The following is a 23,360-nucleotide window of genomic DNA, read 5'->3' on the forward strand; positions in this document are numbered from 1 at the left end:
CGCGTCGTTCGCCGATCGTTTCAGATCATACTGGCCGAGGCCAGCGTCGGCGGGGGATTTTTTCAACGGCCTGTTAAAGGCATAGAGTACAGGGAGCTCCTAAAGTTCACTCTGAAACATTTTCCCGATACTCTCATCCTAAAGTCCGGTGTTTGCGCGTCCGCGCGACCGGCATTTTGAAGACAGGCCGCCGCGTGCGCGGCATCAATGGAAGCTTTATATGGCGTTGCGGTCGGTGGTTTACAAGGCAATCTTGCAAGTGGCGGACATGGACAGGGGCTACTACGCAGAGCATGCGTTGGTCGTGGCCAGGCATCCGTCGGAAACCGATGAGCGAATGATGGTACGCGTAGTGGCCTTCGCACTGAATGCGACGGAAGGACTCGCGTTCGGCCGAGGGCTATCCGTCGACGACGAGCCCGATATCTGGCGCAAGGACCTCACCGGCGCCATCGAGACCTGGATAGAGGTCGGGCTCCCCGACGAGAAATGGCTGCGCAAGGCCTGCGGCCGCGCCGGTCAGGTCGTCCTCTATGCCTATGGCAGGACCGCCGATGGATGGTGGCAGCAAAACCGCAACAAACTTTCCAGGCTCGAGAATTTGCGGGTTTTCCGGCTGGATCCGGATGCTACCGCTGCGGCGGCGCGCATGGCGGAACGGTCGATGCGGCTTCAATGCAACGTGCAGGACGCCGAAGCCTGGCTCGGTAACGGGACGGAAATCGTGCGTTTCTCTCCGGAAATGCTGTATCCCATAATCTAATCAGGGTTTTGGACGGTTTTTGCGAGGCTGCGTCCCCGCCAACGGCCTGCACGTTTGGTGCTAGGATAAAAAAGCAAGAAAGTGGTTACGAATCTGGTCACCGAAATGGCGCCGGCCAATAGCGAGGCTTTGCCTGGAGAAGGTCCGTGCGCCAATAAAAAACGCGCCCCTGTCGCGGACGACAGGTTGTGGAATACGGAAACCCTTCATGAATGCACTTTTTTCCCAGGCTGAACGTCAACTTGCCGCATTACCCATCCCCGTCCAATTGATACTGCCCGACGGCACCACGCTCGGTGCCAGCGACCCCAAGGTCGGGTTCAGGCTTAAAACGCTACGTTCGCTATCGCACCTGGTGCGGGGACGAGTCGGTCCCCTGGGGGAAGACTACGTCGAAGGCCGCATGGATATTACCGGTACTATGCGTGACGTCATGGCAACGGCGGCCGCCATACTGAAAGAGTCGCCGGTGGACAATTCCCGGCCAAGCTGGCTGTCGCAAGCGGGCCGCAAAGTCGCCTCGGTCATGCGCCACACGGTGGAGCGCGACGCGCGCCAGATCGAGTTCCACTACGACCTGTCCGACGACTTTTACGGTTTATGGCAGGATCCGCGCCGGGTGTATTCGTGTGCGTATTATCGCGAGTCCGGCATGACTCTGGCCCAGGCGCAAGAGGCCAAGCTGGACCATATCTGCCGCAAGTTGCGTCTGCGGGAAGGGGAGCGCTTTCTCGACATCGGGGCCGGATGGGGCGGCTTGCTGCTCTGGGCCGCGGAAAACTACGGCGTCGACGCGACCGGCATCACCCTGTCCAAGAACCAGCATGCCCATGTGAACCGCTTGATCGAGGAAAAAGGTCTCAAGCACCGGGTGCGCATGCTGCTGCTGGATTACCGCAAACTGGAAGAAACGCAGCCCTACGACAAAATCGCCTCGGTCGGAATGTTCGAGCACGTGGGCCGAGCCCAGTTGACCGGCTATTTCGCGAAAATCCGACGCCTGCTGCGTCCCGGCGGCCTGGTCATGAACCATGGCATCACATCGGGCGGAACCTACAACGCGCAGCTGGGAAGCGGCATGGGCGACTTCATCGAGAAATACATCTTCCCGGGCGGCGAGCTGGTTCACGTCAGCAAGGTGCTGGAAACGCTCAGCGATGGCGGGCTGGAAGCCGTCGACGTGGAAAACCTGCGTCCCCATTATGCGCGGACCCTCTGGGCCTGGAGCGATGGGCTGGAAGCCAAGCTGGACGAGGCATACCGGATACTGTCGGGCGAGCAGGGCGCCAAGTCGGTCCGGGCTTATCGGCTGTATCTTGCGGGTTGCGCGATGGCGTTCGAGCAGGGTTGGATTTCGCTAAACCAGGTGCTGTGCCAGCGGCAAGGGACCTTTGACGGGACCGAACTCGACGATCCTCCGGGCCAGGCCTATCCGTTCCGCCGCGACTACATCTACCGCTGAGGCGGCGCAGGCGTTCGCCGCGCCTGCCCGTTTCGGCCGCCTGTCCGGGGACCCGCAATGGCCGCGAGCGCTATAGCGACGACGCCGAGAACGTGTCGCAAAGCTTCGGGTCGCCCGATTCGAGTCCGCGCTTGAACCAACGCACACGCTGGGCCGAGCTGCCATGCGTGAACGCGTCCGGCACGACGTAACCCTGCGCTTCCTTCTGCAGCCGGTCGTCGCCGATGGCGGAGGCCGCGTTCAGCGCCTCCTCCACGTCGCCCGGCTCGAGTATCTGTCGGCTGCGGTTGGCATGGTAGGCCCATATGCCGGCATAGCAATCGGCCTGCAATTCCATGCGTACGGATAGCTGGTTGGCTTCGGCGGGGCCCAGCGCGCGTTGCTGGCGGCTGACCCGCTCGGCGGTTCCCAGGAGATTCTGGACGTGGTGGCCGATTTCATGGGCAATGACGTAGGCGCGGGCAAAATCACCCGGGGCGTTCAAGCGGCGTTGCATTTCGCCGAAGAAACTCATGTCCAGGTAGACCCGCGTGTCGCCTGGGCAATAGAAAGGACCCATGGCGGCCTGGCCGGTGCCGCAGGCGGTACCTGTCACACCGGAATAGAGGACCAGCTTGGGTTCGGCATAGCGGCCGCCGGAGGCGCGGAAAATTTCGCCCCAGGTGTCTTCCGTATCCGCCAGTACCTTCGAGACGAACTGGGCTTCCTGGTCGTCGGCCGGAGGCGCGCCCGCTGGTTCCTGGACCGAGGTTCCGGGGCCAGAAGCAAGGTCGAGCACGACGGCGGGGTCCACTCCGAAATACATGGCGACCAGGGCCAGCACGATGGCGCCTATGCCTACCGACCCACGGCCGCCCAGGCGCGGGCCGCCTCCGCGCCGGCGGTCTTCGATATTGTTGCTTTCGCGGCCGTTGTCCAGACGCATGGCGCTTCCTTATCTCGTCTTGTTGCGGGGGCTGGCGTACGGCGGAACTATAAACTGTCCTGCCCGAGGCGTGTGCCGGAGCAGAGGGCTGCGACGCCGGCGGTCGGCCCGCCGGGGTCGGGACAGGTGTTGTGCGGGCGATGAATGTGACACCGCAATCACAAATGCCGCAGCAGTCCCTCCTCAAAATATGGGAGCATTCTTCCTCGGGTGGCGCAGGGGAGGAGGGCGCGAACCGCGGAAAGCCCTTCATTGCATGCGGGTATTTGCTGGCTTGACACACTTCGCCGTTTAAATGGGCAAACGAAAAAAATCGTGCTCCATATACAAACATCCATGAATGTTTGTATATAATCGTTTGCTTCACGATGTCCGCAATGCCTTCTCGCCCGCACCTGGCTTCGCGCCCGGCCGCCCGGGCGCGCGAGGCTTTCGTCATCCCGGGATTTCGAATACGTTGCGGCCTTGTCCGTGCCCGCGACGTCATATGCCTAGAGGAACGCTATGCAACGCAAAAGACGCTCACCCTATCTGCTAGGCGCGGTATCGCTGGCCGCGCTGCTGGCGCTGTCCGCTTGCGGCAAAGGAAACGGGGGCGCAGAGCAGGGCGCTGGTGCGCCTCCTCCGATGGAAATCGGCACGATCACCGTCGCGCCGTCCAAGGAAGTCATTGTGAACGAATTGCCCGGCCGCCTGCAGGCTACCCGCATTGCCGAAGTACGCGCGCGGGTCGCGGGCATCGTGCTGCAGCGTGCGTTCCGCGAGGGCAGCGACGTGAAGGCCGGGCAATTGCTGTTCAAGATCGACCCGGCTCCTTTCCAGGCCGACTATAACAGCGCCAGGGCGAACCTGCAGCGCGACGAGGCCAATCTCTACCAGGCCCGCATGCTGGCCGAGCGCTATGAACCGCTGGTCAAGGCCAATGCGGTCAGCAGGCAGGAATACGACAACGCCGTCGCCGCCTACAAGCAGGCGCAGGCGGCGGTCGCGGCATCCAAGGCCGCGCTCGACCGCGCCAAGCTCAATCTCGATTACGCCACCGTGACGGCGCCGATTTCCGGCCGTATCGGCCGCGCGCTCGTCACCGAAGGGGCGCTGGTCGGGCAAAGCGAGGTCACGCCGCTGGCGACCATCCAGCGGCTGGATCCCATCTATGCCAACTTCACCCAGTCGGTAACGCAGCTCAGCCAGCTGCGCGAAGCGTTCGACAGCGGCAAGATCAAGCAGGTGTCGCCCAACGAGGCCCGCGTTTCGCTGGTACTGGAGGACGGGACCCGTTATCCGCTGACCGGGAAGCTGTTGTTCTCGGACGTCACGGTCGACCAGACCACCGGCCAGGTCACGCTGCGCGCCGAGTTCCCGAATCCCAAGCAGGTGCTGCTGCCCGGCATGTATGTGCGGGTGCGGGTCGAGCAGGGGATAGACGAAGCCGCCATCACCGTCCCCCAGCAGGCGGTCCAGCGCGGTCCCAATGGCGATACCTCGGTGCTGGTGGTGGGGCCCGAGGGCAAGGTCCAGCCCCGCGTCATTCAAACCGGCGCCGCGGTTGGCGATCGGTGGATCGTCACCCAGGGGCTGCAGGCCAATGACGTGGTTATCGTCGAGGGCTTCCAGAAAGTCCGTCCCGGCGCAGTGGTCAAGCCCGTTCCGTGGAAGCCGGCCGCCGCCGCCACCCCGGCCGCCCCCACCCCGGCCGCTGCGCAGCCGGCCGCTGGCCAGGATGGCGGCAAGCCGTGATCGAGACGACGCTCGCGGCGCGCGCCGCGTACCGCGCACGGGCCGGCCAAAAGCAGGTCCGGCCCGATAGGGACGCTGGCCAGGTCGATGGCGCGCCGATGCAGGCGCCGCCCCGGCCGCAACGTCCGAAGCTTCTCTAAGAGAGTCAGCAGACATGTCGCAATTTTTCATTAACAGGCCGATTTTTGCCTGGGTGGTCGCGCTGTTCATCATCCTGGCCGGGGTGTTGGCCATTCCCAATCTGCCGGTCTCGCAGTATCCCAACGTCGCGCCGCCGGTTATTTCGATCGACGCGACGTATCCGGGCGCATCGGCCCAGACCGTGGCGGAATCCGTCACCGGCCTGATCGAGGACGAGCTCAACGGCGCGCGCGGCATGATGTATTTCGAGTCGCAGAGCAACAGCTATGGCCGCGCCGAAATCAACGTCACGTTCGCGCCCGGCATCGACCCCGACCTGGCAGCGGTCGAGGTGCAGAACCGGATCAAGCGGGTGGAATCGCGCCTGCCGCAATCGGTCATGCAGCAAGGCCTGCGGGTCGAGAAGGCCAGTACCAACTTCCTGATGGTCGTGACCTTGTCGTCCAAGAGTGGCGGTACGGACGCGGTGGGCCTGGGCGACTACCTGACTCGTAACGTATTGAGCGAAATCCGCCGCGTGCCCGGCGTGGGTCGCGCGCAGCTGTTTGCATCGCAGCGCGCCATGCGGGTCTGGATCGATCCCAAGAAGCTGCTCAGCTACAACTTGTCCGCCGCCGACATCAGCAACGCGATTTCGGGCCAGAACCTTCAGTTGCCGGCCGGCGCCATCGGCGACCAGCCCAATCTGCCCGACCAGCAGATCACTGCGTCCATCATCGTGCGCGGGCAGCTTGCTACGCCAGAGGAATTCGGCGATATCGTTCTGCGGGCGAATCCCGACGGCTCGACTGTCCGCTTGCGCGACGTGGCGCGGGTCGAGGTCGGCGCGGAGACCTACCAGTTCTCGTCCATGCTGAACGGCAAGCCCACCGCTGCCGTGGCAGTGCAGCTCGCGCCCGGCGCCAACGCGCTGGCCGCGGCCGAAGGTGTCAAGGCGAAGATGGAGGAGCTCTCCGCGTACTTCCCGGAGGACTACGTCTACGAAATCCCGTACGACACCACGCCCTTCGTCCAGGCCTCGATCGAGAAGGTGCTGCATACCCTGGCCGAAGCCATGGTGCTGGTGTTCCTCGTGATGTTCCTGTTCCTGCAGAACTTCCGCTACACACTCATTCCGACCATTGTGGTGCCCATCTGCCTGATGGGCACCTTCGGGATCATGTACGCGGCCGGCTTCTCGATCAACGTGCTGACCATGTTCGGCATGGTGCTCGTGATCGGGATCCTGGTGGACGATGCCATCGTGGTGGTGGAGAACGTCGAGCGCATCATGGTCGAGGAAGGCCTGCCGCCGAAGGAGGCGACCCGCAAGGCCATGGGTCAGATCAGCGGCGCCATTATCGGTATTACGCTGGTGCTGACCGCGGTGTTCTTGCCGCTGGCCTTCATGAGCGGCTCCGTGGGCGTGATCTATCGCCAGTTCTCGCTGGCCATGGCCTCGTCCATCCTGTTCTCGGGTTTCCTCGCACTGTCGCTGACGCCGGCGCTGTGCTCGACCATCCTTAAGCCGATTCCCAAGGGCGCCCATCACGAGAAAAAGGGCTTCTTCGGCTGGTTCAACCGCAGTTTCACCCGGACCGCGGATCGCTACCAGGGCTGGGTGGGCCGCATTCTGGCCAAGACCGGCCGCTACATGCTGCTGTATGTCCTGATTCTCGTGGTGCTGGGCTATACCTTCGTACGGCTGCCGTCGTCGTTCCTGCCGGCCGAAGACCAAGGCTACGTGATCACCGACATCCAGACTCCGCCCGGCGCGACCGCGAACCGTACGCGCGCGGCTGCCAGCGTGATGGAAGAGCACTATCTATCGCGTCCGTCGGTCAACTCGGTCATCACGATCATGGGCTTCAGCTTTTCCGGCCAGGGGCAAAACGCCGCCTTGTCGTTCGCCACGCTGAAGGACTGGTCCGAGCGCGGGGACGATGAATCGGCACAGGCCGAGGCCGCGCGTGCCAACGGCACTTTCTTCGCCCGGATCAAGGACGCGATGGCTTTCTCCATCGTGCCGCCGTCGATTCCTGAACTCGGCAACGCGACCGGCTTCACGTTCCGTCTGCAGGACCGCGGCGGGCTGGGCCACGATGCCCTGCTGGCGGCACGGGACCAGTTGCTTGGCGCCGTCGCGCAGAGTCCGGTCATAGCCTACGCACGCGTCGAAGGCCTGGAAGATGCACCGCAGCTCAGGCTGGAGATCGACCGCCAGAAGGCCAATGCGCTGGGCGTGTCGTTCAACTCCATCCGCGCCGCTCTGTCCACCTCGGTGGGGTCGGCCACGGTGAACGACTTCGTCAATATCGGCCGGGTGCAGCGCGTTATCGTGCAAGCCGAACCGGACAGCCGCATGACGCCTGACGACCTGCTCCGGCTCTACGCAGCCAACGATTCCGGCGGAATGGTGCCGTTCTCGGCGTTCGCCACGTCGGAATGGACCAAGGGGCCGGTGCAGGTGATCCGCTACAACGGCTATCCGTCGTACAAGATTTCCGGCGACGCCAAGCCTGGCTTCAGTACCGGCGATGCCATGGCGGAAATGGAGCGCCTGGTGCAGCAGCTGCCGGCGGGCATCGGTTATGAATGGACCGGCCAGTCGCTGCAGGAACGGGTCTCGGGCGCCCAGGTGCCCATCCTGCTGACCCTGTCGCTGTTGGTGGTGTTCCTGGTTCTGGCTGCGCTGTACGAAAGCTGGTCCATTCCGTTCTCGGTGATCCTGGTGGTGCCGCTGGGCGTGATTGGCTCGGTGCTGGCCGTGACACTGCTGGGCATGCCCAATGACGTGTTCTTCAAGGTCGGGTTGGTGACCATCATCGGCTTGTCGGCGAAGAACGCGATCCTGATCGTTGAATTCGCCAAAGACCTCTACGCCGAAGGCAAGGGCCTGGCCGAGGCGACGATCGAGGCCGCTCGGCTGCGCTTCCGGCCCATCATCATGACCTCGCTCGCGTTCATCCTGGGTGTGGTGCCGCTTGCCATCGCCACCGGCGCGAGCTCGGGTGCGCAGCGTGCCATCGGCACGGGCGTGCTGGGCGGCATGATTTCGGCCACGCTCCTGGCTGTGTTCTTCGTGCCCGTGTTCTTCGTGGTGGTGCTGCGCTTGTTCAAGACCAAGCCCGAATCGCTGCACGTCATGGGACATCACGACGATGCCAAGCCGGGCCCCGCCGATGCGGGAGCGGTCAAGCATGAAGGAAACTGATATGAGCAAGAAAATCGTGGCGCTGGCCGCAGCCGCCTTGCTAGGAGGGTGCTCGCTGATCCCTTCCTATGAACGGCCCGCGGCGCCGGTGGAGTCCGACTTCGCCGCGCATGGCGCGGCCCCGGCCGGCTCGCAACAAGCGGCGGCCGACATAGGATGGCGCCAATTCTTCGGCGACGCGCGGCTCCAGCGGCTGATCGCCTTGGCGTTGGAAAACAATCGCGACCTGCGGGTAGCCGTACTCAACATCGAGGCGGCCCGGGCCCAGTACGGCGTGACGCGCGCGGACCAGTTCCCGGGCGTCAGCGCCAATGCGAACGGGACCCGCCAGCGTACGCCGGCGGACCTGTCGCTGTCGGGCAGGCAGACAATAGGCAGCCAATACCAGGTCAACCTGGGCGTGACCGCGTTCGAGCTGGATTTGTTCGGCCGCGTCCGCAGCTTGAGCGAGGCCGCGTTGGCGCAATACCTGGCGACCGAGGAAACCCGCCGGAGCACCCAGATCAGCCTGGTGGCCCAACTGGCCAATGCCTACCTGAACGAGCGGGCCAGCGACGAAGCGCTCGCGCTGGCGCAGCGTACGCTGAAAACCCGGCAGGATTCCTACAACCTGATCAAAATGCGCTATGACGCCGGCGCGGCTTCGGAACTCGAGTTGCAGCAGGCCGAATCGCTGGTGCAGAACGCGTTGTCCGAGCAGGCGATCGCCGAGCGCAACCGAGCCCTGGCCATCAATACGATCGTGTTGTTGATCGGGCAGCCCCTGCCGGCGGACCTGCCGGCGCCGAGGCCCCTGGATGCCCAGGCGCTCCTGGCCGAGGTGCCGGTGGGCTTGTCGTCCGACCTGATCGAACGCCGGCCCGACATCCGCGCGGCGGAGCAGCAATTGCTCAGTGCCAATGCCAATATCGGCGCGGCCCGAGCAGCGTTTTTCCCGCGCATTGCGCTTACCGGCGCGTTCGGGACGGCAAGCAGCCAGTTGTCCGGCCTATTCGACAGCGGCTCGCTTGCGTGGAGTTTCATGCCGCAGATCAGCCTCCCCATTTTCGACGCCGGCCGCAATCGAGCCAATCTCGACCTGACCGAAGCACGCCGGAATATCGCGGTCGCCCAGTACGAGAAGACCATACAGACGGCCTTCCGGGAAGTGGCCGATGCGCTGGATGCCAAGAGAACCTACGATCGGCAGATCGAGGCCCAGCAGCAACTGGTGGATGCTTCGCGCCGCAGCCTGGAACTGTCCGAGTTGCGCTATCGCAACGGTGTGGACAGCTACCTGCAATTGCTCGATGCGCAACGAGCCTTGTTCACGGCCGAGCAAGGTTTGTTGCAGGCCCGCGCAGAGCGCTTGAACAACCTGGTCAATCTGTACAAGTCGCTGGGCGGCGGATGGGAGGAGAACACTGTCGCCGCCGCACCCACGCCGACACAGCCGACAGTGCAGCAATAAGGCGGGCTGGGCGCTTTCCTTCCTGGAGCGCCCAATCATTGGCCTGCATGGGCACCAAAACAAAAGGCGTCCCCTTCGGGACGCCTTTGCACATCGCAGTATGGCGACTTGATTAGCCGTTGGCGTACTGAACGTCGTAGCGGCGCGCGGCGGCCTTGAGATCGGCCGCCAAGCCCAGAAGCTGGGTGGCGACTTGTCGCAGCGCCGCGAAGGGGCGGGGCTGCTCGAATTCGTTGGCCAGCTCGCTACGGATCAGCTCGCGCTCTAGCGTGTCGGTCAACTTGCTGTCTTGAACGTATTTCATGGCTGGATCCTCGGCTGTGGCCCTAAGTGAAATCACTTAGGTGATAACCCTATATTAGGGGAAACCCGAGGATATGGCAAGTCTTATGGTGAGTTCGGTCCTGCGGGAGGGGCCAAGTGTTGTTGCGATGCGTCATCCCGCCCCGGTGCGCCGTTTATTGCAGTGTATGGGTCACATTTCGCGTGGCGACAGACTGAGACAGCGCACGGGTGGTGCGCTGCGGTAAAAAGGGGCGCTCTGTGGAAGAGGGGCGGCCTCCATGGGACTTGCCGGGAGGCCAGGGCGGGTCAGCGGCGGAAGCTGCCTGCGACGAGCTGAAAACCGAACAACCGGCATTCCAGGGCGCCGTTGTATACGGGAGTGCGCCGGAAAGGATCAAGCCGCAGTTTCCTGGGCAGCTCGAAGTCGTTGGTAATGACGTGCAACTGCCAGCCACCAAACTCCCGTTTGAGCGTCGTGGCCCATTCCGGCCAGAGTTGCTTGTCTTCTTCTACGCCCAGCCGTTCGCCATAGGGCGGATTGGTGACCATCCAGCCGGCCCGCTCGTCCAGGGGGCAGGTGTCGCGGGCATCCGCCACTTCGAAATAGACAGCGTCTTCGGTCAGCCCGGCACGATGGGCGTTGTCCCGGGCCGCCTCGATGGCGCGGGGGTCGATATCCGCGCCTGCCAATTGCATGGGCAGCCCGGGCAGGATCCGGGCGCGGGCGTCGTCCTTCACATCGCGCCACCGCCGGTCCTGGTGGCCGCGTAGCCGCTCGAAGGCGAACGGACGGGAGATGCCGGGCGGTACATTCAAGGCCTTGAGCGCGGCTTCGATCAGGATGGTCCCGCTGCCGCAGAACGGATCGAGCAGCGGTACGTCGCCCGGCCAGCCCGAAAGTGCCAGCAAGCCGGCCGCCAAGTTCTCGCGCAGCGGAGCTTCGCCTTTGTCGAGTCGCCAGCCTCGCTTGAAGAGGGATTCGCCGGACGTATCGAGATACAGTGTGGCGCTGGTTTCGTCCAGGAAGGCATGGACGCGGGCATCGGGCCGCACTGTGTCGATGCTGGGCCGTTCCCCTTCAAGATCGCGCAGCCGGTCGCAAATCCCGTCCTTGACCCGCAGGTTGCAGAACTGGAGGCTCTTCATCGGGCTACGCACGGCCGACGTGTCTACGCGCAAGGTGCGCTCGGCGCCGAACCAGCGTTCCCAGGGCGTTGCCTGGGCCAGCGCCAGCAGGTCGTCTTCGTCGCGTACCGGCGCGTGCGCGACGCGGACGAGGATGCGGGTAGCCAGCCTAGACTCGAGGTTGGCGCGCATCATGCCCGTCCAGTCGGCTGTGAAGTGCGCGCCGGCGCGGCCGGTCCGGGCGTCTTCGAAACCGAGGGCGCGGAGTTCGTCTGCCAGTGCCTGTTCGAGGCCTTGCGGGCAAGGCGCGAATATCTCGAATGTCTCCGCCTGGCTGGCGACGATGCGTGGCCCGCTTTGGGGGTGGGGCTTTTCGCGGTTGGCGCGTGGTCGGGAAGCGCGCCGCTCGTCGACCTGCTCCGAGCTTGCGCGCCCGGTCTCCGAACGGGGGGTACGCGTAGGCGGGGAGGTCGGCTGCTTGCCGCTTTCCAGCGTGGCGCGGGCCACCCGGTGGGCGCGCGCTCCCGACCGGACGCGCTGGTCGCCGGGTGCCCGGCGTGAAGAGTCGCCGGCAGGAAGGGATAGCGTCGTTTTTTTACGCTCGGGAGTATCAGACAAGACTGGGCCGATCAGAAAGGTTTGACGACAACGAAAATGGTGGCCGCGAGCAGCAGCAACACGGGGACCTCGTTGAACCAACGGTAGAACACGTGCGACCGGGTATTGCGGTTGGCCTCGAATTTGCGCAGGAGGCTGCCGCAGGCATGGTGGTAGCCAATGGCCAGAATCACGACGGCGAGCTTGGCGTGCATCCAGCCGTTGCCCGGTCCCCGGCCTATACCATAGCCCAGATACAGCCATAGGCCCAGCAGGATGGCCGGCACGGCCAGCATGGTGCTGAAGCGGAATAGCCGGCGAGCCATGCCGAGCAGGCGCGTGGCCGCGGCGGCATTCGTTTCCTGCGCGAGGTTGACGAAGATGCGCGGCAGGTAGAACAAGCCGGCGAACCACGAGGCCACGAATACGATGTGAAAAGCTTTGACCCACAACATGAATGGTTCCTTGTCAGTCTTGCTAGCCGCCAGCGCGGCACTTAGGGACAGCGGCAGGCGCCTTGCCCCGGAGACCGCCGATGCTGCTCAGCCGCGCGTCTGCCCGTCTCCGGTCAACACCCACTTCAGCGTGGTGAGTCCTTCGAGGCCGACCGGCCCACGGGCGTGCAGCTTGTTGGTGGAGATGCCGATTTCGGCTCCCAATCCATACTCGTAGCCATCCGCGAAGCAGGTGGGCAGGTTGACGTACACCGAACTGGAGTCTACCTCGCGCTGGAAGCGCCGGGCAGCCGACAGGTTCTCGGTCACGATGGAGTCGGTGTGCTGCGAGCCATAGGCTTCGATGTGCGAGATCGCTTGGTCCAGGTCGTCGACCACCTTTACTGCAAGAACAGGCGCGAGGTATTCGGTGGCCCAGTCTTCCTCGGTCGCCGGTACGGCTTGCGGCACCAGGGCGCGCGTGCGGTCGCAGCCTCGAAGCTCCACGCCGTGTTCGGCGAAGGCCCGGCCCATGTCGGGCAGGAATGCCGGCGCGATGCCGGCATGCACCAGCAGGGTTTCCATCGCTCCGCAGATGCCGTAGCGATAGGTCTTGGCGTTGAAGGCAATCGCGCGGGCCTTGGCGAGGTCGGCATCCCGGTCCACGTAGACATGGCAGATGCCGTCGAGGTGCTTGATCACGGGAACGCGTGCTTCTTCGGACAGGCGCTTGATCAATCCCTTGCCGCCGCGGGGAACGATGACGTCGACGTACTCGGTCATGGTGGCCAGCTTGCCCACCGCCGCGCGGTCGGTCGTTTCCACTACCTGCACTGCATCGGCTGGCAGGCCGGCGGCTTCCAGGCCTTCGCGCACGACGCGGCCCAGCGCGGTATTGGAGTGAATGGCTTCGGAGCCGCCGCGAAGAATGGCGGCATTGCCCGATTTCAGGCAGAGTGCCGCGGCGTCGATGGTGACGTTGGGCCGTGACTCATAGACGATGGCGATGACGCCTAGCGGTACACGCATGCGTGCAACCTGCATGCCGTTGGGCCGCAGCCGGGTCTCGGTCAGTTCGCCCACCGGGTCCGGCATGGCCGCGATTTGTTCGAGGCCCGTGGCCATCAGCCCCAGAGCCTTGTCGGACAAGGTCAGCCGGTCGACCAGCGCCGGTTCCAGGCCGCGCGCGCGGGCCGCTTCCAAGTCCTTGGCGTTTTCCGCCTGCAGCCATTCCTTGCGTGCGCGCAGGGCAGCCGCCATGGCGAGCAGCGCGGCGGCCTTGGTTCGGTCATCGGCGCGGGCGACGAGGCGGGCGGCCGAACGGGCGCGCATGCCGAGCCGGCGCAGGGTTTCGTCGAGGTTCAAGTTATCCATTTTGTATGAACTGCAGGAATGCGATGGATCAGGCGGCCAGCCTGAGTGCCAAACGGGTGATTTCGTGCCAAGGGTCGGGCAGCCGTCCGGGAACGCGCAAGCCTTTGATGATCTTGTCTACTTCGTGGGCGTGATGGACGGCAGCGGTCCAGGCCTGTGCCGGCACTCGCTTGAGCGCCTGGTTGGCCAGCTGTTCGTGGCTGCCGAAAAAGCGCAGGCTGCGCATGAGCGCCGGTACGCTCTGGCCTTGCTGCGCGGCTTGCGACAGGCGGGCCAGCAAGCGGATTTCCTCGCCCACGGCCCACAGGACCAAGGGCAGGGCTTCGCCTTCGGCGCGCAATCCTTCAATCAACCTCACCACGCGCTGGGCGTCGCCCGCCAGCATGGCGTCGCGCAGCTTGAACACGTCGTAGCGCGCCACGTTCATGACGGCGTCCTGGACCTGTTCCAGGGTCAGCGTGCCCTCAGGGTAGAGCAGGCCGAGCTTGAGGATTTCCTGGTGCGCGGCCAGCAGATTCCCTTCTACGCGATCGGCCAGCCATTGCAGCACTTCCGTGCCGGCGCGCTGGTTCTGCCGGCCCAGCCGCTCGCCTATCCATCCCGGCAGCATCGGCCGTTCGATCGTAGGCACCTCGACGACGATGCCGTGCTCGGCCAGCGCCGAAAACCAGGCGGAGGACCGGGTCGTCTTGTCGAGCTTGGGCAGCATGACCACCGTGACGCTCTCGCCCCGCAGCGCCGGCGCCTGCCGGGCGAGGCGGGCGATGACTTCGCCGCCGGTTTTGCCGGGCTTGCCCGTCGGTATTTTCAGTTCCAGCAGACGTCGCTCGCCGAAGAGCGAAATCGATTGCGAGGCGCTGAGCAGTGCGTCCCAGTCGCTGCGGGCATCGGCTACCACGGTCTCGCGTTCGGTATAGCCGCCGGCCGTCGCCGCTCCGCGCAGGGCGTCGCAGGCCTCGATGACCAGTAGCGGCTCATCGCCGGTAACCGTATACAGCGGTTCCAGCTGGCCGCCGGATTGCTGCAGCTGGGCAATCAGCTGTTCGGGGCGCAGCAGTTTCATGAGGGGGTCTTGGACTCCACCGCCGCCATCCGCCTGAGCACTTGCTGGATCGCTTCGTTCTGCATGTCGCGATAAAGCAGGTTGGCCTCGTAGTCCTTGGCCAGCGTGGTGGCGTCGCTGAAAGTGAGATCACGCTTGAGCGCGATGGTCGTCGGCGGGATGTAGTCCTGGCCCTTGCCGTCGTGAACGCGGAACGCGAACAGGTAGCGCAATTCGAATTCCCGTACGCGGCCGGTCGCATCGAGCGACAGGATGCTGCGTTCCCTTGTTTCCTGCAGGATCTGCAGCTGGGCTTCCGCGGCCTTGGGGTCTTCGACGATGCGGGTGTTGGTGGTATTGCGCACGTAGCGGCGCAACTGGGCGCCGAGTTCGGAGGTGTCGTTCGCTGCCACGTAGAGGGTCGAGAACGGCAGGTCGGCCGTGCCGCGCAGCGCGAAACCGCATGCCGCCAGCATGGTCAGGCCGCCCGCGCCGGCTGCCAGGCGAAGGAAGCGGCGCCGGGGGCTCGAAGGGTCGATCAGGCACTGCAGATTCGCGCTCTTGTGCATCATCCCACCACATTGACGAGTTTGCCCGGGACGACGATAACCCGTTTGACGGGCCGTCCTTCCAGGAATTTGGCCACGGCCTCGTGCGCGACCGCCAGCCCCTCGATGGCCGCCTTGTCGGCGCTGCTGGGTACCGACAGCGATCCGCGCAGCTTGCCATTGACCTGCAGCATCAGCTCGATTTCATCCGTGACCAGCGCAGCTTCGTCGACCTGCGGCCAAGGCGCATCGAGCAGGTCACCATACTGGCGGTCATAGCCCAGATCGCGCCAGGCCTGCCAAGTGACGTGGGGAACGATGGGGTAGAGCACCGACAACAGGATGCGGGTGCCCTCGGCCAGCGCCGCGTCGTCCAGTTCGCCTTCCAGTTTCGCGTCCTCGAGGGTGTTGAGCAGCTTCATGCTGGCGGACACCACCGTGTTGTACTGGATACGCTGGTAATCGTAGTCCGCCTGTTTCAGGATGGCATGGACGTCCCGGCGCAAGGCCTTGGCGGCTCGGCTGGTGGCGGCCCAATCGGCCGGAGCGGGCGCTTCCAGCGCGGCCTGGATGCGAGCGCGGTGGGCATGGCAGAAGCCCCACAACCGGCGCAGGAACCGGTGCGCGCCGTCCACGCCGGAGCCGGACCATTCCAGCGTCTGCTCGGGCGGGCTGGCGAACATCACGAACAGCCGGGCGGTATCGGCGCCCTGGGTATCGATGAGCGATTGCGGATCGACGCCGTTGTTCTTGGACTTGGACATGGTGCCCACGCCGCCGTAGTCCACCGCCGAGCCGTCGGCCTTGAGCCGGGCCCCTACGATGGCGCCCTTGGCGTCGTAGATGTTTTCCACTTCGTCCGGCCAGAAGTACTCGATGCCGCCCTTCTCGTTCTTGCGCGAGTAGATGTGGTTGAGCACCATGCCCTGGGTCAGCAGTTTTTCGAAGGGTTCGCCGAACTTGACCAGGCCCATGTCGCGCATCACTTTGGTCCAGAAGCGCGCATAAAGCAGATGCAGGACCGCGTGCTCGATGCCGCCGATGTACTGGTCCATGGGCATCCAGTAGTCGTTGCGCCCGTCGACCATGGCGGCGTCGTTGCCGGGCGACGTATAGCGCATGAAATACCAGGACGAATCGACGAACGTATCCATGGTGTCGGTTTCCCGGCGGGCGGGCTTGCCGCACTTCGGGCACTCGCACTTGAGGAAGGCTTCGCTCTTGGCCAGGGGGTTGCCGCTGCCATCAGGAATCAGGTCTTCCGGCAGGACGACCGGAAGGTCCTTCTCGGGCACCGGCACAGGGCCGCAGTCGTCGCAATGGATGATGGGGATGGGGGTGCCCCAATAGCGCTGCCGCGAGATTCCCCAATCGCGTAGCCGATAGGTGGTGCGTTTCTCGCCCAGTCCCTTGGCCTGCAAGTCGGCCGCGATCGCATCCACTGCCTCCTGGTGCGCAAGGCCGTCGTACTCGCCGGAGTTGACGGTGCGCCCGGCCTGTTTGTCGCCATACCACTCCTGCCAGGCGTCGGTCGAGAACGTCTGGCCTTCGGCCGCGATGACTTGCTTGATGGGCAGTCCGTATTTCCTGGCGAACGCGAAATCGCGCTCGTCGTGGGCCGGCACGCCCATGACGGCGCCTTCGCCGTAGCTCATCAGCACGTAGTTGCCAACCCAGACGGGCACGGCCTCGCCCGTGAGCGGGTGCGTGACCGTCAATCCGGTCGGAACGCCTTCCTTTTCGCGCGTGGCCAATTCTGCTTCGGTCACGCCGCCCTTGCGGCATTCCTCGATGAAGGCGGCCAGGGCTGGATTGCCTTCGGCCGCATGCAGGGCCAGCGGATGCTCGGGGGCCACGGCGCAGAACGTCACGCCCATGATGGTGTCGGCGCGCGTGGTGAAGACGTACAGGCGGCCGTCCTGGATCAACTGTCCGCTGGCGTCGCGGATGTCGTGGGTAAAGGCAAAGCGCGTGCCTTCGCTCTTGCCTATCCAGTGTTCCTGCATCAGGCGGACGCGTTCGGGCCAGCCGGTCAGGTTGTGCTTGACCTCGTGCAGCAGTTCCTCGGCATAGTCGGTGATGCGCAGGTAGTAACCCGGGATCTCGCGCTTTTCCACCAGTGCGCCCGAGCGCCAGCCGCGGCCGTCGATGACCTGCTCGTTGGCCAGAACGGTCTGATCCACCGGATCCCAGTTCACCACCTGGGTCTTGCGGTAAGCGATGCCCTTTTCCAGCATCTTCAGGAACAGCCACTGGTTCCACTTGTAGTACTTGGGGTCGCAGGCAGCCATTTCGCGCGACCAGTCTATGCCCAGTCCCATCGCCTTCATCTGCTTCTTCATGTAGGCGATGTTGTCGTAGGTCCACTTGGCGGGCGGCACCTTGGATTTGATGGCGGCGTTCTCGGCCGGCATGCCGAAGGCGTCCCAGCCCATGGGCATCAGGACGTTGTACCCCTTCATGCGCAACTGCCGGTACATGGCGTCGTTGATCGTGTAGTTGCGCACGTGGCCCATGTGCAGCTTGCCGCTGGGGTAGGGCAGCATCGAGCAGGCGTAGAACTTGGGCTTTTCCGAGCCGTCGGGGTTCTTCGCATGTTCCACCGTAAGGTAGGCGTTGGTCGCTTCCCAGTGTTTCTGGGCGGCGGATTCGATCTCGTTAGGAGCGTAGCGTTCCTGCATGGGGTTCCGGGGGCCTGATCTAGGGGTGTTCTGGCGCGGCGATGGCGCCCATTGCCGCGGGCCGGCGCCGGCGCGCGCAACGCACGCCGGCTAAACCCCCCATTATAGAAGCAGGTGGGCCGTGCCTGGGACGTAACGGGGGCGCCGCCAGGAACCCGCCACGGGTGCTAGACTGCCTGCGCTTCTCTTATTCCCTGCGTCCTGCCTCATGTCCCTGCTCGACCATCTCAATCCCCCCCAGCTCGCCGCCGTGACCATCGAGCCGCGCCATGCCCTGGTGCTGGCAGGCGCGGGCAGTGGCAAGACGCGGGTGCTGACCACGCGCATGGCATGGTTGATCCAGACCGGCCAGGTCAGCCCGCATGGGTTGATGGCGGTCACCTTTACGAACAAGGCCGCGCGCGAGATGGTGACCCGCATCAGCGCGATGCTGCCCATCAATACGCGCGGCATGTGGATAGGGACCTTCCACGGGTTGTGCAACCGCATGCTGCGCGCCCACTACCGCGATGCAGGACTGCCGCAGACCTTCCAGATCCTGGATACGGCGGACCAGCTGTCGGCGATCAAGCGCCTGCTGAAGGGGGCCGGCGTGGACGACGAGAAGTACCCGCCCCGCCAGCTCCAGCATTTCATCAACGCAGCCAAGGAAGAAGGGTTGCGGCATACCGAGGTCGAGGCCTACGACAGCTTCAACCGGCAGATGGTCGAGCTCTATGGCATGTACGACGCGCAGTGCCAGCGCGAGGGCGTGGTGGATTTTCCCGAGCTGCTGTTGCGCTGCTACGAGCTGTTGTCCCGCAACGCCCCGATCCGCGAGCACTACCAGCACCGGTTCCGCCATATCCTGGTCGACGAGTTCCAGGACACCAACCGTCTCCAGTACCGGTGGCTGAAGCTGCTGGCAGGCGGGGGCGCGGCGATTTTCGCCGTGGGCGACGACGACCAGTCCATCTACGCCTTCCGCGGCGCCAACGTCGGCAACATGGCCGAGTTCGAACGCGACTTTGCCCAGGACCGCATTATCCGCCTGGAACAGAACTACCGTTCGTACGGGCACATCCTCGATGCGGCCAATACCCTGATTCGCAACAACTCCGGGCGGCTGGGCAAGAATCTCTGGACCGACCGCGGCCATGGCGAACCCATCCGGGTGTACGAGGCCGTCTCCGACGCCCAGGAGGCGCAGTGGGTGGTCGACGAGATCCGGTCGCTGGTGGGCGAGGGCCGGCTGCGTCGAGAGATCGCGATCCTTTATCGCAGCAACGCACAGTCCCGCGTGCTCGAGCATGCGTTGTTTTCGGCCGGCATCCCATACAAGGTCTACGGGGGCTTGCGCTTTTTCGAGCGGCAGGAGGTCAAGCACGCGCTGGCGTATTTGCGGCTGATGGAGAATCCGCATGACGATACCGCGTGGATGCGCGTGGTCAATTTCCCGACCCGCGGCATCGGCGCCCGCACGCTGGAACAGCAGGCGGACATTGCGCGCCTGCATGCGTGCAGCCTGTATTCTGCCGTGGCCCAGGTGCCCGGGCGAGGCGGCAACAACCTGGCCCAGTTCGCCGCGCTGATCGACCGCATGCGTTTCGAGACTCAGAATCTTCCGCTGCATGAGATCGTCGACCACGTCATCGAGGCCAGCGGCCTGGTCCAGCACTACTTGCAGGAAAAGGAGGGGGCCGAGCGGGTCGAGAACCTGCGCGAACTGGTCAACGCGGCAGCGGCGTTTGCCGCAGAGGACGGCTATGCGGCGACCGATGCGGGCGCGCTGGCCCAGACGCTGCCTGACGCCGGCGTCGAGCTGCCGTCGCCCTTGGCTGCTTTCCTTGCGCATGCGGCGCTCGAAGCCGGGGATAACCAGGCTACCGAAGGACAGGACGCCGTCCAGCTGATGACGGTGCACGCGGCAAAGGGCCTGGAGTTCGAGGCGGTCTTCATCACTGGGCTGGAAGAAGGCTTGTTCCCGCACGAGAACAGCATCCTGGAGCAGGCTGGGCTGGAAGAAGAGCGCCGGCTCATGTACGTGGCGGTCACCCGCGCCCGCGAGCGTCTCTATCTAAGCTTTTCGCAGACACGCATGCTGCACGGCCAGACCCGTTACCACATGCGGTCGCGCTTCCTGAGCGAGATCCCCGAGGAATCGCTCAAGTGGCTCACGCCTGCGCAGGGCCGCGCCAGGGCCCTGGATACCGCCGGCGGCTGGGGGCGCAAGGCTTGGGGCGAAGAGGCGGGGAACAACAGCGGCTACAGCCGAGCGGGGCGGGATGCGCCTTACCTGGGATCGTCGGAGGGCTACTCCAGCCGCCGTACGTCGGACGCCGGCGTGGAGGTGAACGGGCGTATTTTCAAGGTCGGCCAGAGCGTCGTCCATCCCAAGTTCGGCGAGGGCGTCATCGTCAGCCTGATGGGCAGCGGGCAGGATGCGCAAGTGCAGGTCAATTTCGGCAAGCTGGGCACCAAGACCCTGGCGTTGGCCGTGGCCAAACTGGCGCCGGTTTAAGCGGGGCCGTGCGGCCCGTGCGCCTGGGCCTCGGCTGGCCGGCAAAAAAATCCCTCGCCGCGGCGAGGGATTTTTTGTTTATCGCGGCGAGCTGCGCCGCGGCGGACGGCCGGTGGGGGCGGGCCCGTCCTTGTGGCGAAAGCTGATCCGCCCCTTGGTCAAGTCATAGGGCGACAATTCCATGGTGACCCGGTCGCCAGCCAGAATGCGGATACGGTGCTTGCGCATTTTTCCCGATGCGTAGGCGGCGACTTCCATGCCGTTTTCCAGCGTGACGCGAAAGCTGGTCGACGGCAGCACTTCGGCAACGACGCCTTCCATTTCGATCAGATCTTCCTTAGTGGCCATGGGTTATTTCCTCCTGAGCATGCGAAATGCGAAAAAGCGAGCTTCGGCCATGGTGGTGCCATGGCTCGCCGCAAGGCTGGCGGGGTACGCCATCGATGACGGTGGAAGTTCGCGAGTGAAGCGCCAGGGGCCAAAGGCCCGGGACGCGTGACGTCCGCCTGGAATGCCGCACGATCGTGCGCGGCATAAGCGCATGGCGTGCCCGAATGAAGGGACGCGCAGCGCGGAGGGGGGTCCCTCGGGACGCGGCAAAAACAAAAACCCCCGCACAAGCGGGGGTTTTGGCGGCTGAAGCTATTATAGCTTACAGCGGCTGGATGTTAGAAGCCTGGCGGCCTTTGGGGCCGACGGTGACTTCGAACTTGACTTTCTGGTTCTCTTGCAGGGTCTTGAAGCCATCGACGCGGATTTCGGAGAAGTGAGCGAACAGGTCGTCGCCGCCCGCGTCTGCAGTGATGAAGCCAAAGCCTTTAGCGTCGTTGAACCATTTAACGGTGCCGGTTTCCATGGTGTTTATCCTTGAAATGAAAACAAAAACGGAGTGTGAGCAAGACAATCAAGGATGGAGACCATGAACAACCTGTACCGCAGAGGTAAGCATTTGTACAGCAACTCGTACGCTTGAAAATCGTGCTACGTCGTTATACGGGGTATCGTTGCACCCGTCAACCGCGTTTTCCGGTCGAGTATGGAAAAAACCCGCTGCATCGTCGTTGCTGCGGGTATTTCCCGATGTTTTCAAGGCAGTGCGCCCAGGGCGATAGGGGGCGGCGGACCGAATACCGTCGTGTAGCTCGGGTAGAAACTGCAGTACAAAATCGCGGCGGCAAGAAAATTGAACGGCATCTGGATCAATCCCGCCATCGTCGCCGAAAGTCCGATGGCCTCCAGCAGCCCGCCGCCCAGTTCCAGGGCCAGCACGACCAGCAGCCAGCTGGCGCCGTACATCAAGAAGGCGCCCTTGTTACGCCAGCAGGCTACGCCCGAGAAGAACAGCGCTTTCCGTATATCCAGGCGATGCCAGGCCACCAGCGCCGGCGCATGCCAGAACAGTGCTGCAATGAGGATGTAAAGGACCGCGAACACCACGATGGGCGCGCGCATCGCCTCCAGCACTGGCCCGAGGTCGTCGGATGACAAGCCTTGGACCGCTTCGCGCAGGTTCTCGGCAAACGGCAGAAAGGACACCAGGCCGGCCACCAGGACGGCCGCAACGTAGAGCGCGCCCATCGTCAACAGCTTCTTGGCCAGGCCCGGGGCTTTCAGGACCAGGAACAGCCGCATGGGCAGGACCGTCTTGCCTTGCTCGATGGCGCGGCAGGCCTCCAGCGTCATGACGGTGATCGCCGGCATGGCGGCGACGAACAGCAGCGGTCCGATGGGGGCGAGGATGCTCGCCACCAGTACCATGAATCCGATGGTGAGTGCCCAGGTGAACATGGCCATGGGCTGGCGGCGGAACAGGGCAAGCCCATCGCGTACCCACTGCCAGCCTGCGCTGGGCGCCAGAGAGGCGGCTTGCATCAGCGGGCCTCCTTGCCGGGGTTCGCACGGCCGGCGGCCGGCAAGTGACGGAAGAATGGCTGTTTCATGATTCAGGGAAGCGGAAAAGGTTCGGCATCGCGGCGCAGGCGCAGGATTCGTTCGAAATGGGCCGGATCATGCGGGGTGAGTGTTTGCGCAGGACGGGGAAGATAGAAATCGCGCAGCCTGGACATCCAGAAGCGAAGCGCGGCCGCGCGCAGCAGTGCGCTCCATGAGGCCCGTTCCGCGTCGTTCAAAGGCCGCGCCTCGGCGTAGGCCGCGAGCAGGGCCGCGGCCAGCTGCGGCCGGAATTCGCCGTTTGCGTGATCGATGCACCAGTCATTGACGCAGACCGCCAGGTCGAACAGCCAGGTATCGCAGCCGGCAAAGTAGAAATCGATGAATCCGCCCAGCACGGGCGCCTCGCGCGTGCCGGCAAACAGTACGTTGTCACGAAACAGGTCGCAGTGCGCCGGTCCGCTGGGCAGTTCACAATAGGCGTCGGACTGCGCGAACCGGGCCTGGAATGCCACTTCGTCGTGCAGCATGGCGGCAGCTTCGGGCGGCAGGTACGGCGCTACGACGGGCGCGGTCTCGCGCCACCACTGTAGTCCCAGCAAGTTGGGTTGGAACGACGGGAAATCCCGTCCAGCCAGGTGCATGCGGGCCAGCGTGGCGCCGACCTGCGCGCAGTGTGCCGGCTGTGGCGCCATTTCGCATTTGCCGGGCAGCAGGGTGGCGATCGTGCAGGGCTTGCCGTGCAGCTCGGCCAGACGCCGCCCGTCATGCGTGGCCTGGGGATGGGGGACCGGGATATCCCGCTCCGCGAGATAGGCCATCAGGTCGATGTAGAACGGCAGTTGTTCGCGCGTCAGCCGCTCGAACAAGGTCAGCACGTACTCGCCCTGGCTGGTCGTAAGAAAGTAGTTGGTGTTCTCGATGCCGGAGGGAATGCCGCGCAGGGCACGCAATTGGCCGAGCGAGTACTCGGCAAGGAGCGCGCGGGCATCCCATTCGCTGACAGGGGTGAATACGGCCATGGATAAGCGGGGAATAGGCTGGAATCGATGATTTCCCGCATTCTAGCGTCATCGCGCGACCGCACCTCCGGTTCGGCAGCTCTGTCGCCGGCCGGGAAGAGCGCGGGTGCGGCGCTAGCAGGCCGTTGAAAAAATCCCCCGCCGACGCTGGCCTCGGCCAGTATGATCTGAAACGATCGGCGAACGACGCG

The 23,360-nt window shown here is 64.4% G+C and carries 18 protein-coding genes; 6 read left to right on the top strand and 12 right to left on the bottom strand.

From position 1 onward, the window contains the following. Nucleotides 1–220 precede the first annotated feature (220 nt). Both QHC78_RS20765 and QHC78_RS20770 read left to right on the top strand, forming a co-directional pair. Nucleotides 221–763: a YaeQ family protein gene (locus tag QHC78_RS20765; RefSeq protein ID WP_319748009.1), complete on the top strand. Its 543-nt coding sequence runs from the start codon at nucleotides 221–223 to the stop codon at nucleotides 761–763. A 208-nt stretch (nucleotides 764–971) separates the two neighbouring features. Then, entirely contained in the window at nucleotides 972–2,225 is a 1,254-nt protein-coding gene (locus QHC78_RS20770) for a class I SAM-dependent methyltransferase (protein WP_319748010.1), read from the top strand. 70 nt (nucleotides 2,226–2,295) lie between these two features. Here QHC78_RS20770 and ypfJ read toward each other — a convergent pair whose 3' ends face one another. Continuing rightward, nucleotides 2,296–3,150, bottom strand: a complete 855-nt coding sequence (gene ypfJ, locus QHC78_RS20775) for a KPN_02809 family neutral zinc metallopeptidase (RefSeq protein ID WP_319748012.1) — start codon at nucleotides 3,148–3,150, stop codon at nucleotides 2,296–2,298. Nucleotides 3,151–3,654: 504 nt separating this feature from the next. Between ypfJ and QHC78_RS20780 the strand changes: the two genes are divergently transcribed. The 3 genes from QHC78_RS20780 (at nucleotide 3,655) to adeC (ending at nucleotide 9,671) form a co-directional block, all read left to right on the top strand. After that, nucleotides 3,655–4,887: an efflux RND transporter periplasmic adaptor subunit gene (locus QHC78_RS20780; RefSeq protein ID WP_319748014.1), complete on the top strand. Its 1,233-nt coding sequence runs from the start codon at nucleotides 3,655–3,657 to the stop codon at nucleotides 4,885–4,887. 154 nt (nucleotides 4,888–5,041) lie between these two features. Further along, nucleotides 5,042–8,221 (top strand): efflux RND transporter permease subunit, encoded by a 3,180-nt coding sequence (locus tag QHC78_RS20785; RefSeq protein WP_319748016.1) that lies wholly within the window; start codon nucleotides 5,042–5,044, stop codon nucleotides 8,219–8,221. Between the two features lies 1 nt (nucleotide 8,222). Continuing rightward, complete coding sequence (adeC, locus tag QHC78_RS20790) at nucleotides 8,223–9,671, top strand: AdeC/AdeK/OprM family multidrug efflux complex outer membrane factor (RefSeq protein ID WP_319748017.1); 1,449 nt, start codon at nucleotides 8,223–8,225, stop codon at nucleotides 9,669–9,671. Nucleotides 9,672–9,783: 112 nt separating this feature from the next. Here the strand turns inward: adeC and QHC78_RS20795 are convergent, their stop codons facing one another. From QHC78_RS20795 to leuS, 7 genes are all read right to left on the bottom strand, one after another. Then, nucleotides 9,784–9,975 carry a hypothetical protein gene (locus QHC78_RS20795; protein ID WP_319748019.1) on the bottom strand — a complete coding sequence of 64 codons (192 nt, stop codon included), beginning with the start codon at nucleotides 9,973–9,975 and terminating at the stop codon, nucleotides 9,784–9,786. A gap of 287 nt (nucleotides 9,976–10,262) precedes the next feature. Then, nucleotides 10,263–11,699, bottom strand: a complete 1,437-nt coding sequence (locus QHC78_RS20800) for a THUMP domain-containing class I SAM-dependent RNA methyltransferase (protein WP_413816503.1) — start codon at nucleotides 11,697–11,699, stop codon at nucleotides 10,263–10,265. An 11-nt stretch (nucleotides 11,700–11,710) separates the two neighbouring features. Continuing rightward, on the bottom strand, nucleotides 11,711–12,133 hold the full coding sequence (locus QHC78_RS20805; protein WP_319748021.1) for a CopD family protein: 423 nt from the start codon (nucleotides 12,131–12,133) through the stop codon (nucleotides 11,711–11,713). Nucleotides 12,134–12,220: 87 nt separating this feature from the next. Then, a complete protein-coding gene (locus QHC78_RS20810) occupies nucleotides 12,221–13,486 on the bottom strand; it encodes a glutamate-5-semialdehyde dehydrogenase (RefSeq protein ID WP_319748023.1) in 1,266 nt (421 codons plus the stop codon). Nucleotides 13,487–13,514: 28 nt separating this feature from the next. Beyond that, nucleotides 13,515–14,549: a DNA polymerase III subunit delta gene (holA, locus tag QHC78_RS20815; protein ID WP_319748025.1), complete on the bottom strand. Its 1,035-nt coding sequence runs from the start codon at nucleotides 14,547–14,549 to the stop codon at nucleotides 13,515–13,517. Beyond that, a complete protein-coding gene (locus QHC78_RS20820) occupies nucleotides 14,546–15,100 on the bottom strand; it encodes an LPS-assembly lipoprotein LptE (protein WP_319748026.1) in 555 nt (184 codons plus the stop codon). Before QHC78_RS20820 ends, holA begins: the two co-directional genes overlap by 4 nt. Then, nucleotides 15,097–17,757 (bottom strand): leucine--tRNA ligase, encoded by a 2,661-nt coding sequence (gene leuS / locus QHC78_RS20825; protein WP_319748028.1) that lies wholly within the window; start codon nucleotides 17,755–17,757, stop codon nucleotides 15,097–15,099. Before leuS ends, QHC78_RS20820 begins: the two co-directional genes overlap by 4 nt. A gap of 208 nt (nucleotides 17,758–17,965) precedes the next feature. On the opposite strand from leuS, the gene QHC78_RS20830 reads away from it, so the two are divergent. Further along, nucleotides 17,966–20,257 carry a UvrD-helicase domain-containing protein gene (locus QHC78_RS20830; RefSeq protein ID WP_319748029.1) on the top strand — a complete coding sequence of 764 codons (2,292 nt, stop codon included), beginning with the start codon at nucleotides 17,966–17,968 and terminating at the stop codon, nucleotides 20,255–20,257. A 78-nt stretch (nucleotides 20,258–20,335) separates the two neighbouring features. Here QHC78_RS20830 and infA read toward each other — a convergent pair whose 3' ends face one another. The 4 genes from infA to QHC78_RS20850 form a co-directional block, all read right to left on the bottom strand. Further along, nucleotides 20,336–20,605: a translation initiation factor IF-1 gene (gene infA / locus QHC78_RS20835; RefSeq protein ID WP_319748031.1), complete on the bottom strand. Its 270-nt coding sequence runs from the start codon at nucleotides 20,603–20,605 to the stop codon at nucleotides 20,336–20,338. A 304-nt stretch (nucleotides 20,606–20,909) separates the two neighbouring features. Beyond that, nucleotides 20,910–21,113, bottom strand: a complete 204-nt coding sequence (locus QHC78_RS20840; protein WP_319748033.1) for a cold-shock protein — start codon at nucleotides 21,111–21,113, stop codon at nucleotides 20,910–20,912. A gap of 230 nt (nucleotides 21,114–21,343) precedes the next feature. Continuing rightward, complete coding sequence (locus tag QHC78_RS20845) at nucleotides 21,344–22,129, bottom strand: BPSS1780 family membrane protein (RefSeq protein WP_319748034.1); 786 nt, start codon at nucleotides 22,127–22,129, stop codon at nucleotides 21,344–21,346. Nucleotides 22,130–22,200: 71 nt separating this feature from the next. Next, nucleotides 22,201–23,169: a homoserine kinase gene (locus QHC78_RS20850; protein WP_319748036.1), complete on the bottom strand. Its 969-nt coding sequence runs from the start codon at nucleotides 23,167–23,169 to the stop codon at nucleotides 22,201–22,203. Nucleotides 23,170–23,360 lie beyond the last annotated feature (191 nt).

The organism is Pigmentiphaga sp. (genome assembly GCF_033795525.1).
In the GTDB taxonomy this organism is placed as follows: Bacteria; Pseudomonadota; Gammaproteobacteria; order Burkholderiales; family Burkholderiaceae_B; genus Pigmentiphaga.